The 15,889-nt window shown below is 56.6% G+C and carries 12 protein-coding genes and 1 pseudogene; 6 read left to right on the top strand and 7 right to left on the bottom strand.

All coding sequences use genetic code 11. The features are described from left to right. Position 1: 1 nt before the first annotated feature. Genes NDI76_RS22255 through NDI76_RS22245 form a run of 3 tightly spaced genes read right to left on the bottom strand, consistent with a single transcriptional unit; the run spans position 2 to position 3,045 of the window. Positions 2–862 (bottom strand): hypothetical protein, encoded by an 861-nt coding sequence (locus NDI76_RS22255; protein WP_310926352.1) that lies wholly within the window; start codon positions 860–862, stop codon positions 2–4. Continuing rightward, positions 859–2,595, bottom strand: a complete 1,737-nt coding sequence (locus NDI76_RS22250) for a DUF8186 domain-containing protein (protein ID WP_310926350.1) — start codon at positions 2,593–2,595, stop codon at positions 859–861. The genes NDI76_RS22255 and NDI76_RS22250 overlap by 4 nt, the downstream gene beginning before the upstream one ends. Positions 2,596–2,622: 27 nt before the next feature. Then, entirely contained in the window at positions 2,623–3,045 is a 423-nt protein-coding gene (locus NDI76_RS22245; protein WP_310926349.1) for a DUF7985 family protein, read from the bottom strand. 921 nt (positions 3,046–3,966) lie between these two features. Between NDI76_RS22245 and NDI76_RS22240 the strand changes: the two genes are divergently transcribed. Continuing rightward, positions 3,967–6,258 (top strand): DUF6789 family protein, encoded by a 2,292-nt coding sequence (locus NDI76_RS22240; RefSeq protein ID WP_310926348.1) that lies wholly within the window; start codon positions 3,967–3,969, stop codon positions 6,256–6,258. Between the two features lie 759 nt (positions 6,259–7,017). Here the strand turns inward: NDI76_RS22240 and NDI76_RS22235 are convergent. The 4 genes and pseudogenes from NDI76_RS22235 to NDI76_RS22795 form a co-directional block, all read right to left on the bottom strand. Further along, positions 7,018–7,422 carry a DUF7541 family protein gene (locus NDI76_RS22235; protein ID WP_310926347.1) on the bottom strand — a complete coding sequence of 135 codons (405 nt, stop codon included), beginning with the start codon at positions 7,420–7,422 and terminating at the stop codon, positions 7,018–7,020. A gap of 765 nt (positions 7,423–8,187) precedes the next feature. Beyond that, a complete protein-coding gene (locus tag NDI76_RS22230; RefSeq protein WP_310926345.1) occupies positions 8,188–8,907 on the bottom strand; it encodes a CPBP family intramembrane glutamic endopeptidase in 720 nt (239 codons plus the stop codon). Between the two features lie 557 nt (positions 8,908–9,464). Beyond that, on the bottom strand, positions 9,465–10,805 hold the full coding sequence (locus NDI76_RS22225) for a right-handed parallel beta-helix repeat-containing protein (RefSeq protein ID WP_310926343.1): 1,341 nt from the start codon (positions 10,803–10,805) through the stop codon (positions 9,465–9,467). Between the two features lie 141 nt (positions 10,806–10,946). Further along, positions 10,947–11,189 (bottom strand): annotated as a pseudogene (locus NDI76_RS22795) (NosD domain-containing protein); the annotation flags it as partial. Between NDI76_RS22795 and NDI76_RS22220 the strand changes: the two are divergent. From NDI76_RS22220 to NDI76_RS22200, 5 genes are all read left to right on the top strand, one after another. Beyond that, the gene (locus NDI76_RS22220; RefSeq protein ID WP_310926342.1) at positions 11,091–11,444 is read left to right on the top strand and encodes a hypothetical protein; all 354 of its coding nucleotides are present in this window, start codon (positions 11,091–11,093) and stop codon (positions 11,442–11,444) included. The pseudogene NDI76_RS22795 and the gene NDI76_RS22220 overlap by 99 nt on opposite strands. A gap of 25 nt (positions 11,445–11,469) precedes the next feature. Further along, the gene (locus NDI76_RS22215) at positions 11,470–12,255 is read left to right on the top strand and encodes an ABC transporter ATP-binding protein (protein ID WP_310926340.1); all 786 of its coding nucleotides are present in this window, start codon (positions 11,470–11,472) and stop codon (positions 12,253–12,255) included. A gap of 26 nt (positions 12,256–12,281) precedes the next feature. Then, positions 12,282–13,070, top strand: coding sequence for an ABC transporter permease (locus tag NDI76_RS22210; protein ID WP_310926338.1), 789 nt, complete (start codon positions 12,282–12,284; stop codon positions 13,068–13,070). A 133-nt stretch (positions 13,071–13,203) separates the two neighbouring features. Continuing rightward, positions 13,204–14,163 carry a hypothetical protein gene (locus NDI76_RS22205; RefSeq protein WP_310926337.1) on the top strand — a complete coding sequence of 320 codons (960 nt, stop codon included), beginning with the start codon at positions 13,204–13,206 and terminating at the stop codon, positions 14,161–14,163. 323 nt (positions 14,164–14,486) lie between these two features. Beyond that, entirely contained in the window at positions 14,487–15,791 is a 1,305-nt protein-coding gene (locus tag NDI76_RS22200) for a DUF7405 family protein (protein ID WP_310926335.1), read from the top strand. Positions 15,792–15,889 lie beyond the last annotated feature (98 nt).

Genomic DNA, 15,889 nt, shown 5'->3' with positions numbered 1-15,889 from the left:
GTTAGATCTCTCTCATCGTCATTTCGCAGTCGTCTGTCTCAACAGATGCAGAATACTGTATACTGTAGGTCTTGGTTAGCTGAGTCTCCCCGACTTGCGTTTCGAGGATGAGCTCGAACTCGCCGCTCTGTTGTTCGTCTTTGCACGAAGTGCCTGAGCCGGGAACGAACGCAAAAGGGGATCGAGAGCTGTAAATCGTGACTCGATCCCCTGCGGCAACGATGAGCTTGCTTACTTCGGAATCAGACTGAGGATCGTAGATTCCGCTCACGTCCTCGTTGTCAGCATAATTTGTTCCTTCCTCACCAGAGGGATACGGAACGTCTCCGATGAAGAGAAGTTTCGTAATCGCATCCGGGCCGCTGCCCTGGTTCTCAACGGTCACGAATGCTTCTTCAGTAATCTCGTCACTGGAATCGTCCCACATCTCCTCAGGCTGATTCCTTCCAGTACCCATCTCTACAATGCTGAGGCTCGGTTGTATGGGAAGAGAAGTTTCCACCACATTCTCCTCCCCTTTCAGCACGACCACGCGGTATTCGCCGGGCTCATACGCGGTTCCAATCTCGAACGAGACCTGCTGGGCCCCTGTGGCCACGTCACGCGTTCCGAACAGTTCCCCATTCGGCTGGATGAGGTTGACTTGGTCGACATCGGCTTCGGCCGAGAGTTCGACGACGAGTGTCGTGCCGTCGACAGCGACTCGTGTGAGCGGTCTCTGACTGTCTGACGCGGTCGTTTCGTCACCGGAAGTTCCGGAGCGTCCACCACTATTTAGACAGCCAGCCATGCCCGCGAGCGTCGCACCGGCCACTGTTCGGAGGGCGTTTCTTCGACTGATGTGTGGATGGTCATTGGTCATGGGTTTCGTTGGAAGATGTCTTCTGGACCGAGCATTCGGAGGAGACGGCGTCCCGCGTAGAACATCACGAAGAAAGGGATGAACTGCCAGCCGACCTCGAAGACGAACGCGAACCAGCCGTCGATGGAGCCGAGTGGATGCCACCGAGCGGTCGCCGTGTCACTCACATAGGCCGGGTTGTGTCCGAGCCACGACCCTGGATGATAGCGGGCCGTGTAGATGCCGGGTTCGGTGATCGTCACAATGGCGACGCCAGAGGCGTTGGTCTCGACTTTCTGATCGGCGACGGTGATATAGCCGTTACGGGCGCTTCCACCGATCAGATACCGGCGGGTATCGTCATTGAGGATGATCGGTGCACCAGTCTCGTTGTCGCGCAGTTCGATTCGGAGCGTCGCCTGCGACTGGTTCTGTTGGAGCACTTCGACCGAGAGATTGCTGCGACGAAGCTGTCGCTCGGAGCCAGCATTGGGCTCAGCGATAGACGCGTTCACGCCGCGAACGATGCCCGCGACGTGAAGCGTCTCTCTGTCGACGTTCTCGGCACGGACGGCGACACCGTACGTCGTCTCGTAGGACTGGTTGACGACCTCGATGGTGACATTCTCGCCGATAGTCTCCAGTGGAGAGGACCGTTCGGTCCCCCACGTGTCGATGATCTCCGGGCCGTCCCGGACGGGTTCAGCACGCGGCCCGATTCGAGATGGATACGCGTGGACGTACACGGGGATTGCGTCGGATTCGACTTCAGCGCTGTCGGTTCGGTTCGATCTGACGAGGGTATCCCAGTTGGTGTTGCGAGCGGTATAGAACCGCCAGACACCACGCACGCTCGCATTTCCGTCGTCAGAGAGAGTATACCCTTGCCACGGCCGGGACTGGAAGATGGCGACGCCAGCATCACCATTGGGATACTCGGCGTCGTAGGGATGCGCAGAGAGGTCGTAAATCTCGACGTCGATCGAGTCGGAGACATTTCGCGTCTCCTCACGGTAGACGACCTGGATATCGGTTCCGTTGATCCCGTCAGTCTGTATCGTTTTCTTCAGTCGGACGTGGATTTCTGCTTCGAGGGAGAGGGTTGCACTCCAGTCATCGTCGATCTGGTAGTCGATGGCCGGTGTGTGCGACCCGTCGGTCCTTGCGATGATTTCTTTGTCTTTCTGTAACCGAACCTCCTCGATCTCGTGGTCTGCAAGGGACCACTCGATAGTCTGGTTCCCAGAGGAACTCCCGTTAGGAACACGGACGCGATAATCAACGAACCCACGCATCGTCCCATTTGGTGCGATGTAGAGTGGCGTGTCACCGGATTCGAGGTGGCTTCGAGTCGACGGTTGAATCGCGAATACGGTTGCGTGGGCATCCGCAATGAACACGCCATCTTCGAGCGACGCATGAGGCGGGTGTACGGACGTGCCCAGGCCACCGGCTTCGAGGTCCTCGAAATCGTTCCGAGTCCAAGTTGCAGCAGTCGCCGGCGGCCGCTTGAACGTGATATCCGTCCCGTTTGCAAGCTGGTGGATGGCCGTCCGCTCGTCACCGTAGCGCTGGCGAGACTCGTCTTGACTAACGTAGTTATCTGCATCACGAGACCAGAGGGTGGCGGATTCGTTCTCAGAGAGCCCGTTACCTTCCGTACCCGGCCGCGGTGGGCTGGCTGTAGCGAAGCCTGTCGCGAGGCTCGTCGCCAACAAGGCGGCCATGAGCACGGAGAGTTCTCGGTGTTGCATGGACTCGTGATGGGATCCTGGAGTTGCTTACCAGGGGGTGAGATTGACGCAGTCAGCTAACGGAAGGCTCATCATCGATCCGGCGACCGTGTACAACGGGCCGAGAACGAGGAGGATGACGGCAGACTTCATCGCCGAGCGCTTGTGGCGTTTGAGCCCTTTCTTCTGCTCTGAATTGAGGGTAAACATCTCGATAAGCGAGTCGGCCTGCCAGACCACGGCAACGCCGACGATGCCGAGTCCGGTAGTGAGCTGGAAGAATCCCTCAATCATGCTCGGGAGCTTGTCGGCGCTACAGACCGCAGTTGTCTGTGCCGCGGCGGGGTAAACAGCAAACATGCTTAACAGCGCAAGGGCGAGAATAGCCGGTCTAGAGACGGTGCTTATCGCCGTAGATTGACTGTCAGTACGGTTCTCAGACATCTTGGGGGTAGTGCTGTCCTGTGACATAGCGAGTTCTTTGTTTGCGTCTTCGACAGGTGCCGAGGAGGTCGGCTATCGACGAGGTCGATGGAAGAGGATAAATAAATTCTGGATATAGTGAGTGTATAATATTTAAACTAATAGAGTGGTTTTGTTAGACTAGTGCTGAGTGTTGCTAACTAGCAGCATAAAATGGAGTTTGTGAGCAAATCAAGATGTGATGAAGGACTGATTTTGAGTTCTCCCCATGAGTCAGCTGTCGCTGTAGATTTTCTTGTTTGCACGCTAGAATCTAATGTTCAGCGAACTCAAGCCGTAGCTTTATTTTTCATACCTTCTCAAAGTAAACACAAATAATAGAATGTACTTTCATACCTGGATTTTCTGTTATTTATACAGAGAGACTTATCAATATACAGAATTAGATACCTGTATTCCTCATATTATGAGTTTAAATGGCCTAAGATAATGCTAAAATGGCTCTTGTTAGTAATCTGTAGCCACATCCTATTTAAACGTGCATTAGACCGGCTCCATCGTAATACCAGAACTGCGAAGATACGGTATCTTTCGTCGATTAGTCTGACTATCGACTTGTAATCTGTTGGTTAGGGTTAGGTAGTTGATTTGACTATACTAACTGAAACATGATCGAAAAGTGGTTTCAGAGCCTCAAGATCCGAGCTGATCGCTTTCATAATTTGCGGGGATCAACTGAGCGTCCGCTAGTGTCTTGCGAGGTTTAGCTATTACTGATGTTTCAGAGGCTGCGTCAAGCGCTCCATAGACAAACACCGGTTCAGGAGGTTGGCCACACGGAATTGTTTCCGTAGTATCTTTGTGATTAATTATTTCTCCAAGTTCGAGGAGTAGATTTAATGGCAGAAACTTCGTCCACAACCATAAGATGCGCTACGCACTCAAACAGTCGGATCTCCGGAAATCCGTATGAGTATCATACCATACGTACTCGCGGTAATCGTTCTCTCTGTCGTGATTCTCCGGGCACGATACGGCTCATTCCGAAATTTCTCTCGAATCGTTTTCGCGGATGGTGGACACGTCCAAGGTGAAGAGACGGAGGAACGCGAGAAGAAACAGAACCTTCTCCGGTGGGTGACGACCGTCGACCACAAGGACATCGGTCTCATGTACCTCGTGTTCGGGACCGCGGCGGCCCTGTGGGGCGGCGTCGACGCAATGATGATTCGGACGGAACTGCTGACGCCTGCCGTCGACGTGTGGTCCGAAGAGACGTACAACGCGCTGTTCACCACCCATGGGCTGACGATGCTGTTCTTCTTCGTCACCCCGGTGTTCTTCGGCATGGCCAACTACTTCCTTCCGTTGTTTGTCGGCGCCGACGACCTGGCGTTCCCCCGCATCAACGCCATCGCCTTCTGGCTCCTCCCTCCCTCGTTACTCCTCGTCCGCGGTGGCCTCCTCACCGAAATCCTCGCACGGATCCTTGGCCTCGGGCTGCCTCGATCAATGCTCCAGCTTTTGTACACTCTCGCTCCACCAGCAACGGGATGGACACTCTATACCCCGCTATCGACACAATTAGTCAATCCACAGATAGATTTTATGCTACTTGGATTACATTTGAGCGGGCTGTCGACGATGATGGGGGCGATAAACTTCATCGTCACCATCTTCATGAAGCGCGGTCCGGACGTCGATATCGGCGATCTCGACATCTTCACGTGGTCGATGCTGACGACGAGCGGAATCATTCTGTTCGCGTTCCCGCTTCTCGGGAGCGCCCTCCTCATGCTGCTCCTTGACCGCAACTTCGGCACCTCCTTCTACGCTGTGGAGGCAGGCGGGTCGATACTGTATCAGAACCTCTTTTGGTTCTTCGGCCACCCCGAGGTGTACATCATCTTCCTGCCCGCGACAGGACTGATGAGCACCATCCTCCCGAAGTTCTCGGGTCGGAAGCTGTTCGGCTTCAAGTTCGTCGTCTACTCGACGCTGGCCATCGGCGTCCTCTCGTTCGGCGTCTGGGCGCACCACATGTTCACAACAGGGATGGATCCGCGAATTCTCACTTCCTTCATGATCGTCTCCATCGCTATCGCCGTTCCGAGCGCCATCAAGGTGTTCAACTGGCTGACGACGATGTGGAAGGGGAACATCCGGTTGACCGCACCGATGCTGTTCTCCGCCGGGGGGCTCAGCCTGTTCGTTATCGGGGGAATTACAGGCGTCTTCCTCGCGTCCATCCCCATCGACGTGATGTATCAGGATACCTACTACGTCGTCGGACACTTCCACATGATCCTGATGGCGATCATCCCGTTCCAGATGTTCGCTGCCTCCTACTACTGGTTCCCCATCATCACCGAACGGATGTACAACCAACGTCTGGCGCGCCTCCAAGCTGTCCTCACATCCGTCGGTGTGTTCGTTACGTTCATGGCGTTCCTGATACTTGGCGCCCTTGGAATGCCCCGGCGGTTCGCCTCCTACCCACCGAAGTTCCAATTTCTCAATGACGTGGCTACTATCGGGGCATATATTATCGGCTTCAGTGTCCTCTTGTGGGTGTACAACATGCTGCATTCGCTGTGGTTCGGCGACATCGTCCGTGACGCCGACGTATGGGACCTGAAGAAGACCCAGCAGTTCACCCGCGAGTGGCAGGCGTTTGAGGTGCGCCTCGCCGAGAAGTACGGCGTCACCAGCCCCCCGCCTGAGGAGACGCGGGCCGCCGCGGAGAGCCAGATGGTCGGCGACCAGAAGGACGAGGCGGACACGGGCAGTCCGAAGGCGTTCGAGGACCTCTCGGGCGTCGGCCGCGACGTCGTCGTCGGCGCCGTCGCCGGCTTCGTCGGCATGATGCTCATGTCGGCCGTCCTCTACGTCGGGTCTCTCCTCGGCGTCTTCCAACTGGCGGCGTTCGCTGAACTGGCTGAGCTCGTCGGCGTGCAGGGGAGTCCGTCCATCGGCTACTTCATCTTCCTCGGCGGCGGCATGACCACGTGGGCGCTCCTGTTCGTCACCTTCGCGGACTTCCTGCCGGGAGAACCCCTCGTCAGGACGGGCCTCGTGTTCGCTGTGGTGATGCTGCCGGGCTTTTTCGTGGCGTTCTACAGCGGGCAGTCCGGGTTGGAACTCGTCGGCTACATTCTAGTGGCGTTCGTTGCCCACCTTGCGTATGGCACCGGACTCGCGGCTACATTCAAAATGCTGAGCGGGCGTCTGCAGACATCGCTCGTTCACGTCTCAGAATGAGTGGAGGCAGACCACGATATACGCGCTGACAGGTGTTGTTGAGAATCGTGCGAAAAACATGCCGTGGGCGATGAGACCTATTTTGAACGATGATGCAGTGTGGCTACAAAGGTTACTTGCTCTCTGTATCCAGTTCCAGCACATGGCCAAAGGGAATCAAATAGTCCTCATACATCCATTCAAATGTCTCACAGCTTTGTTAACTGTCTTAGACAGCAAACAAAGGAAGGTAGCGCCAAAGGTATGGAACTCCTGTCAGCAGCAGTTGGCATTGGTATCAGATTAGCCCCATTCTCGTCGCTGGATTGGTGCTAAGTGTCGCAGGATTTGAGATCACTCCGTACTGAGCATCGTTCCTTCATTAGTACTTGACACAGGACGCGGATTCGGCGGAGTTGCTCTCTCTATCTCCAATACCGGGATTTCGACCGCTCATACGTTAGATTTCGTGTCCCAGCACTCCGCACACTCATCTATGCAGCCGTCGGATACGTCACTGCGTTATCGTTTGGACTCTTGGCGATCGCTGCAATCTCGTTCTTAGGTGTCAAAGTCGGGACGAACGACGCCGCATAGATCGTCACCGGGAGCGGTTACCGATTGTTGGCAGCGATTTCGTTCGTGAGCATCATCTTTGCGTCAACCTACTTGACGCTGCTCTCGTTACTGTATTTCGCTTCCAGTTCTCTCAAATGGCGTAGCAGACGAAATCTTCCACCTACGATTCCGGGCGTTACTTATCGAGACCAGTATCTCTGATTAGTCAGACGAAGATTCTGACGCATCAGAAGTCCGGTTCGTGTTTCCGAAACGAAGTCGGTGGTACCCAATCCTGAGGAGTAAAAGGACGAAACAGAGCACTCCTGCGATAACGATTGATTGGCCACGGATAGTCATTCCAGTCTGATTTCGCAGGATCAATACGCTCCCGATAACCAATAGGGCGATTCCCTGTGCGCCGATAGATCGAGTAGATCGAGTGACGTATCCCGATTCTGCAAGGATTCCGGCAACGGATCCGACGAATAGTAACAACCCGCTGACTGAAACGGGGCGAAGCGCAAACAGGACACCAACCTCAGACAAAGCTAGGCCGAGTGCGATAAACATCGGCCATGGACTTGATCCAGTGTTCACCAAGTCCGCTTTTGCATCTTCACTCATCCTGACGCACCATCACTTGATGTGTCGTCGATCTGTCTCCAAACCTCTCGCTCAAGACACGTGGTCCGGATTAAGGCGCCTCTTTGCTGCTCAACCATTATCGAGATTATTCCACTACAGGCATAATAAGCTGGCTACCAGTTGAACAGGTCACCTTATTAATTCTAGTCGTGTACTATTGTAGCGATGGGGACTGTGTATCCATCTACCTACACATATTTCGCTATATCAGCCGGACAACGAATCCGACCAAGACTAATAGCAATACGATGCCGAACAGGACAAACATGAGACGGTGTTTTGCTTTCACGAGTGTTGCTTCGAGAGGAGCGTAAAATGAGTGTTCATTCGGTTAGAAGAGGTTCAACGGAGATATAAACTGACGAACGCCTGTTTGCCAGTGGAATCCGCGGATTATTTGTAGAAGAGTTGCCTTCTCTTCGATATGGCCATCGAGAACGCACTATCGGTTGTAGCGCTCGTACTACTGATCGCCTTGGTTGGTTTCTACGTGAGTAACCCGGTGACGGAGGGAAGAGCCCCACTCATTGGGTCAGCTCTAATCGGAGCGATAGTTTGTCTACAGTTCATACAACTGCTCGTAGCCAGTCGCCGATAGAGGATTAAACGAGAATCAGAAGAACACCTAGTATCGGTTTTTACCTAAAGAACGTTCGCAACTGGCCGAAATCGTTCGAATTTCTCGGTTACCGTATTCGGGTGAGGAATCTACCGTGTCGCTGTTGTCAATATCGTGGGGTACTCTCATGCGCTGGAGAGATACAGATTTGCGTAGAGAACCGCGTTGTATCCGCCGTGAAGGAGCGCTGGAACTACCAGATTCCCACTCAACTCATAGAGCGTGCCGAGTACGACCGCTAATCCGAAGACAACGATCATATACGTCAGCTGTCCCCGTCCCGTTAGTGAACCCGCGTGGCTGATAGCGAAGATCGCGCTCGCAAGAACAATAGCCGACCGAGCGGCGAACGACTCAGTGAGAAGTCCCTGAACGATACCCCGGAACAGCAGCTCTTCACCGGGCCCGACGAAGAGAATCGAAAGTGGGACCAGTAGCAGTACAACAGACGGTGTTTCGCTCGCGATGATAGCGACGTTATTTTGAGCGATTGGAAGTCCGACAGCTGTGACGAACCCTGTGAGACCGAAGTAGACGCCGGCGAATAGGAGTCCTCCGCCGATGATCCAAGTGATGTCTCGCCGGCTCGGAAATCGAACGTGCAGGAGTTCAGAGCCTCGCGACCGAAACGCGACGTACCACAGCGCGACTGTCCCAAACGCAACGCCCTGGAGCAGTACGGTTGAGACGACCAACCTGATTGCCGGTCGCTCGGTGAGCCTGACACCGGACATCTCGAAGAAGGCAGTACCAAACGAGAGAAGAACGAGTCCAAGTAGGAATCCCGCAGCAGCGAGGGCAATCGCCAGTAGAAGATGTTTCACTCGGGAAGCGATATCCTTCATTCGACTGTCGGACATAGCATCAGTACGCATCTATTCAACGGTTTGTGATTCTCTGCTTTGTCTCTATTGATAGGACGATCGGCACGGGTTATTATCTCGCACCCGAATTACCGCCGGTATTTATTAATAACTACGGGGTCAAACGCCTATAGAATAATAATCGGTCCACTCAGGTTATTACAGACCTATGGATGTAACGCAGTTATCAATTGAATAGGGGTTAGCAAAGTATACCCAGGCAAGAACAACTCAAGAGAGGAGGAACCGGTGAGCTCCCCTAAGTCTAGTAAATTGCAGAGTGCTATCTTGCGCCGGATCTATAGTAACGTCTGCAACTGTCTACTCATCCAACCGCGCGCTGTCGTGCGGTCGAGTGGGTGATGACTTGCAGACACTACTATAGGCCAACGCACTGACGAACGTGGGTGCAAACAGAGAAGAGGTGACAGTACCGACGGCCATTCTCATAGCTCACGGTCCGAATAGAGACGGTATTCACGACTCGGAATGACGATGACCCTACCAACACCTCCTGATTGACGGCAGTTAGCCGACAATCACGAACGATAGTCCCACGAATCGTCATCCTCGCTCTTACCCGTTCGATTGTACGTCTCCCGGACTCGCTTCACGACGTCGTCACGAATCGGGTCGGCCGCCGGAGCAGGGTCCACGACGCCCCCTTTGCGAAGTCCTGGGACGAACTGCTGGAGTTGCCGTAAGACCGTTACCGTCGGAGAGTGAGCGACGGTGTTCGCGTACGGTACGCGACCGACGGCGCGGTCTACCGACCCGGTCGGACGGAACGACCGGACGAGACTCCCACTCGGGGTTCGTCTCACACCGGGTGCGCTCGACCAGTAGTTCCCGCGCCACACGTGGACGATATCGTACGCCGAAGTCGTGACCGGTTTCCCGTTTCGCACCACGTCGTTGTCCGTGACGGTATTCGTCGGGAGCAGCGTGAGACTCCTGAGTCCGATGCGGTTGTACGCGAGGACGTTCCGGCGATACAGCGAGTAGTGTCCTTCGACGAGAAGACCAGCGCGGTTCTGCGTCAGGACGTTGCCCGAGACGTAGTTTTCAGTTCCGGCGACGATAACGCCGTTCCCGCTCCGCCGCACTGAGTTACCGACGACGGCCGTCTCCGAGGACCGCATCTCGACGTAGATACCGTAGCCGGTATCTTCGACTCGGTTGTTACTGATCAACAGATTCCGGCCGTAGAGGTTGAACACACCGAGCATCATGCCCTCCATCCGCGAGTCGCGAACGACGAGATCGTCCACGTCGAGGGCGAAGACGCCGACTTTCCCGCCGTAGAAGGCCGAGTCCTGCACCACGACCGACGAACCGATAGCCGCGACACCGAGGAATCCCTCGTCCCATCGTTTCGTGCCGTACAACGTGAGATTCGAGATGGTCACGTTTGGACTGTCGCGGGCAATAATCCCGTTCGACGTGGTGTTGATCCGGACTCGGGAGACGAAGGATTCTCCCGCGGTATCGAAGACGACCGCGGCGTCGCCGTATCCGTGCACCTTTCGCATGTTGTAGTTCCACGACGTCTTATCGACGGTGACGGCGCCGGCCGTGACGTTGTTACCGCTCCGAGCGGGGCCGACGCCGGAGAGACTGAGATTCGCGACGGCCGTTCGCGGCGCCGTCATGGTCATCACAGTCCCCGTCCTGTCACCGACGAGGTGCGTTCGGTTCTGTCCCACTCCTCGAATCGTTACCGGCTTACTCACGGTGACGTTGGAGACGTTGTACGTTCCGGCCGGGACGCGGATACTCGTGTTCGGCGGGGCATCCCTCAGGGCAGCGGTGAGCGTCGGCGCGTCCTCGCCGACGACGACGGAGACCGGCCGGTTGAGTAACGTCCGTCGTGAGGTCACGGTCGAATCTGTCCGTGCCTCTCGTTCGTCTACGATCTGTTTCCATTCCTCAGTCGTGTGTCCGATTGAATCCTCCTCTCGGGTTCGTACGTCATCCCACCGGACGACTCGTCCGCCGTACTTGGATACGAACGCTGCAGCGTCGGTTCGGGTCGAGAAGGGAACAGCAACGGAGTCACGCGTCGGAACGCGGGCTCGGCTACCGACGACGAAGAACGCTTCAGACGCGCGCACCCAGCCTGCTTTCCGCGCGTTTGACAGTCGAAGCGTGCCGTCCGAGTCGAGTTGAATCGGTTCACCGGAGAAGTCTGTGACGTAAATCTGGAGCGGACGGCCGAGACCCCGTTCAGACCCTGTCTGCAGGTCGGTCAGGAGGGAGGTGATACCGTAGTAGCCGACGGGGTACCGATACTGAGAGTAGAAGACTTGGGCTTTCGGAAGCACGAGCGACGACCGCTGGGCTTCTCGTACGACGCCCTCAGAGATTCCGACGCTGACGGTGTCCTCGAAGTCGACAGCACCGGCCTTCCGATCCGGGGAGACTCCAACAGCAAACGGGACGCTACCAACTACGAGGACGACCACAAGCCCGAGAATCGCGAGACGGGTCCGCATCAGTTTGAGTTATGCACGTGGTAGTCAAAACTCCTTCGTCAGGGTTGCAGTGCGTGCCGACAACCATTTCACACCAGCAGAGAGACGGACCTGTATGCGTGGCTCCGAGGACAGTAAAGAGGTGATTGTACAGCTGGAAGACATCACCCGCTCGTTCGGAGATCTGACCGTTCTCGACGGTATCTCTCTGGAATTCGCCACAGACGAGGTGACGGCGATCGTCGGTCCGAACGGGTCGGGAAAAACGACGCTGTTACGCGTCGTTGCCGGTGTTCTCGGATCCGATGGCGGAAGTCGTCGAGTCCCAATCGAAACGGAGCGACCGATCGGATACCTCCCGCAGGACCCTCGCTTCCGAACACAGTTCTCGGTCGATGAGACGCTCACGTACTACGGTGATCTCCTCAAGGCAAGCGTCGACGTGGAAGCGTCGATGGAACAAGTCGGCCTCCTCGACGTTCGTGACCGACGGGTCGGACAACTGTCCGGCGGGATGCGTCGACTGCTCGGCATCGCACAGAGCCTTCTCGGGGATCCGCCTGTGGTCGTCCTCGACGAACCGACCTCGGGGCTCGACCCCCGAATGCGAGAGCACGTCTTCGACATCGTCGGTGACATCGCCAGCGAGGAGACCACAGTCGTACTCAGTTCACACGACCTCGCGGGAGCCACTCGGACGGACTACGTCGTGCTCCTCGATAGCGGGACGGTTCGTCGAGCGGGGACGCCGCGTGAACTCATTGACGCTGGACCAAACGACTCGCTGACGGCCGCATTCCTCGATTCGATTCCGGACGGACCGGCAGTTCAAACCGGGACGCGAGGTGAGTCGTGACGTACTCGTGGGCCGACCGAATCCGAGTGGTGTTCGGGCGGGAACTCGTGACAGTCTGGCGAACCAAGACCTACCTCCTCCTATCGGTGGGATTCTTCCTGCTCGTGGTCGCCGTCGCGTTAACGAGCGGTGTCAGCGGATACGTTCCTCTCGTCCTCTCGCTTTTGACTCCGGTCGAACTCTTAGTTCCGCTATTCGCCGGCGCGTTCGGGTATCCCGCGATTGTGGGCGAACGCGAACGCGATGAGCTCGATATCCACCAGACGTACCCGGTGACTCGCGGCGAGTACGTTCTCGGAGTGTATCTGGCCCGGCTCCTCGCACTCCTCGCCAGCATCGTGCTCCCGCTCGTAGTACTCGTCTTCGCCGTTCCGCTGTTCGGTCGCGCTGCGACGTTTCTTCCGCAGTCGACCGGTCTGGACTCACCGGTTCTGTACCTTCGGTTCGTTGTATTGACGGCCGTTCTCGGTGCCGTCACGCTGGCCGTCTTTCACCTCGTTTCGGCCGTCGCACGAGACGCGCGCCGCGGCATCGTCGCGACGCTCGTCGCATTTTTGATCGTCGTGTTCGGCTTCGACATTGCTGCCGTTGTCGGGCTCGGAGTAGGCGGTGGGGAAGCAAGCGCCGCCCTGGCGCTCCTGAGTCCCAACGGGGCCTACCGGAATCTCGTCCTCTCTCTGACCGTCGCTCCGGTGACTGCGTCAGCGAGCGTCTCGTTGGTCGAGACGTTCATGTCGACGTTCGTACTTCTGGCGTGGACGCTCCTTTCGCTTACCGCCACCGCCTTCTTTGTCTGGAGCTCAGTTGACGGGTGACGCTGGACGCAGCACCCGCCCATTGACGTCGTCTCCCGTACTCGTCGTCCGCACCAAAACACACTTTGCCGTGTGACCGACCGCTAAGGTACGGATGTTTCATCGACGAATCACGGCACTCGGTCTCGCTCTCGTGGCGGTTGGAGCGTTCTCTACACCCGCTGCAGCACATTCAGGAACCACTCACGCGGGGACGCCACACTGGCTTCTGTTCGTCTTACTGATCGTCGGAATCGGTGGAATAGCAGGATCAGTCGCTTCCGCTCGTCGAGGTATCGTTTCGTTTCGTGCCGCTGCGGTCATCCTCGCCGGCGGGGTCGTCTCGGTTGCCTTCAGTGGAATCGGTCTCGTCGAACTCCAAGTTGTCGGAACGACGCCGCCGAAACTCGTCGATATATATCTGCCACTGAGCCTCGTAGCGAGTACACTCTTGGCAGTAGGTGGGTTCGCTACGGTGCGACTCAAGCGGCCGACGAAACCACTGTACGCGGTCCTGTGCGTGATACTCGGAAGTTGGATTGCCTACCCGGTGGTGATGCCGAATCAGGGATACACGAATCCACTAGGTTACCTCCTCGCTCTCTCGCTTCCCGCCGTTCTCGCAGCCATCGTCTGGTCGGACGCTCGGGGGATCATCCAGAGTATCCGCCTGCAGACGAAACCGAAGCTCTTCGGCATCGCGGCGGGTCTGTTGATGAGCGTCTTCTTCGCGTTCTCCGGGGGAACGATGAGTTTCAACCCCGATGACGGTGCCAACGTCCCGACGGAGGCGTTCGTCATCCCGTACGAAGTCGCCAGTCCACTCGTGGTGTGGCCGGCCGTTGAGTGGTACTTTCCGTCGATCCCCTTCACTGGATATATCTCCGTTGGAACGGTCTTGGTCATGGGCGTGCTGGGTAGTCTCGTCGGCCTCAACGTAGCGGTCGTGACGCAGCAATGGACAAACAGCGGGTCGGTCGCCGGGAAGAAGATGCTCTCCGGATCGCTCGCGACGTCCGGTGCGACCGCATGTTGTTGCTGTGCGCCCGCGTTCTATGGCGTACTGAGTGTCCTCTTCGGCACCGCTGCGACACCGATCTACTGGTCTTCATGATTCCGACGTCGCCCGTCGGCGGCGTGTTCTTCGCGCTAAGTATCTTGATGTTGCTCGGTAGCCTGCTTCAATCGGCCGGTGGCTCGGTTCCCGAACCGAATCCGGCGTCTCCTTCAGCGACGATTAACTAACGGGATGGCATCCACCCGCTGAACGAGTTCTCCACAACCGATTATCTATCCGACTATACGACCGCGTTCGCGCGACTTTGTTCGTTTGAACGAGCGAAGGTTCGCAGTCACGCGATACCCGCCTGATCGGCGGTCATCCGGTTCGATGAGTTCACCAGAACCCATTTTTGTCTGTGGATCGAATTCGAATTAATGGCTGATAGACGAGGCATCCCGCGGAGGGACTTTATGAAATCGGCCGTCGCCATCGGTGGGGCGGCGGCACTCAGTGCATGCCTAGGACGAGGTTCAGTAGATGTTCCGACGGGGCCGGAGAACCTATCGTCGCTTCCTCGACGTCAACATGCGTGGAACGAAGTGCTCCCACGAGACGACCAGGGAAATACCGTCCCCCCGCGCCATCACGTCCTGCTATACCTGAAGTACAGCCGTAGCGGTCCGCCAGTCGAGAAAGACAGGAAAAGCGTTGAGAAGGCGCTTCGTGGTGTCGAACGAGCGTACGAACGGAGTGGAACCGGTCTCTTACTTACGATGAGCTACTCTCCGGCGTACTTCAGTCGGGTCGATTCGGCACTCCCCGAAAGCGTTGACCTCCCGGCGCCGAAAGCGCTTGCTTCGTTCGAAGACCCTGAATTGGATACGCCCGATGCTGTCGTCCATCTCGCGAGCAACAATGCACCGGTCGTCCTCGGGGCAGAGGAAGCGCTTAAGGGAAAAAAAGGAACCCTCAACGGTATCGAACAACCGGACGCCGCGCTGACCGACATGTTTGAAGTCGTCGACCGTCGAACCGGATTCGTTGGTGATGGACTTCCGGCCGAAAACGCTGGCGATGCCGATGGGATCCCTGCCGACAAAGTTCCGGACGATGCGCCCCTATTCATGGGTTTCAAATCTGGATTCGAAAAGAATCAGGCGAGTGAGGACCGAGTTACGATCCAGTCGGGGCCGTTCGCGGGAGGAACAACACAGCACATCTCGAAACTCCAACTCAACCTGAATCAGTGGTACAACCAAGACGACCGCTGGCAGCGCGAGGCGAAGATGTTCTGTCCGTATCACGCCGAAAACGATGTCGTGGAAGGACCAGGAGATAACCTCGGAACGAGTAGTCAGGTCGAGGACTGCGGACCCGCGACTGAGACCGCCCGTGAAATGGGTGTCGTCGGTCATTCTCAGAAGATGACATCCGCCCGCGAAAACAACAGCCCAGTTATCCTCCGGCGGGATTTTGATTCAACCGACGGCGGACAGGCAGGCCTCCATTTTCTGGCGCTCCAACGAGGGATTAGTGATTTTGTGGCGACGCGGGAAGCGATGAACGGGACTGACGTGGTTGAACAATCAGCGGTTGGACAACGAAACAATAACGGGATTCTCCAGTATGTTCAGACAGAGCACCGCGGTAACTACTTAGTGCCACCACGGCCGTTGCGTGCACTTCCGCCCGTACTTCCGTCTGAGAATCCTCAAGGGGTAGACAATGCGTCGTCGTGAAGTTTTCGGAACTCTCGGAGGAACGTCCTTAATCGGCCTCGCGGGATGCACAGGGCTGTTTCAGACGCAGTCCGCGCGGGCCCCGCCACTCCCTGAAA

It is taken from the genome of Halogeometricum sp. S1BR25-6, from assembly GCF_031624495.1.
GTDB classification, from domain to species: Archaea; Halobacteriota; Halobacteria; order Halobacteriales; family Haloferacaceae; genus Halogeometricum; species Halogeometricum salsisoli.
Note: the sequence above shows the minus strand (reverse complement) of the source record. Positions and strands in the feature narration are given on the sequence as shown.

What these genes read in the sequence shown, in the direction of transcription:
- NDI76_RS22255 (WP_310926352.1), bottom strand. Translation starts at nt 862, where the DNA reads ATGACCAATGACCATCCACACATCAGTCGAAGAAACGCCCTCCGAACA.
- NDI76_RS22250 (WP_310926350.1), bottom strand. Translation starts at nt 2,595, where the DNA reads ATGCAACACCGAGAACTCTCCGTGCTCATGGCCGCCTTGTTGGCGACG.
- NDI76_RS22245 (WP_310926349.1), bottom strand. Translation starts at nt 3,045, where the DNA reads ATGTCACAGGACAGCACTACCCCCAAGATGTCTGAGAACCGTACTGAC.
- NDI76_RS22240 (WP_310926348.1), top strand. Translation starts at nt 3,967, where the DNA reads ATGAGTATCATACCATACGTACTCGCGGTAATCGTTCTCTCTGTCGTG.
- NDI76_RS22235 (WP_310926347.1), bottom strand. Translation starts at nt 7,422, where the DNA reads ATGAGTGAAGATGCAAAAGCGGACTTGGTGAACACTGGATCAAGTCCA.
- NDI76_RS22230 (WP_310926345.1), bottom strand. Translation starts at nt 8,907, where the DNA reads ATGAAGGATATCGCTTCCCGAGTGAAACATCTTCTACTGGCGATTGCC.
- NDI76_RS22200 (WP_310926335.1), top strand. Translation starts at nt 14,487, where the DNA reads ATGGCTGATAGACGAGGCATCCCGCGGAGGGACTTTATGAAATCGGCC.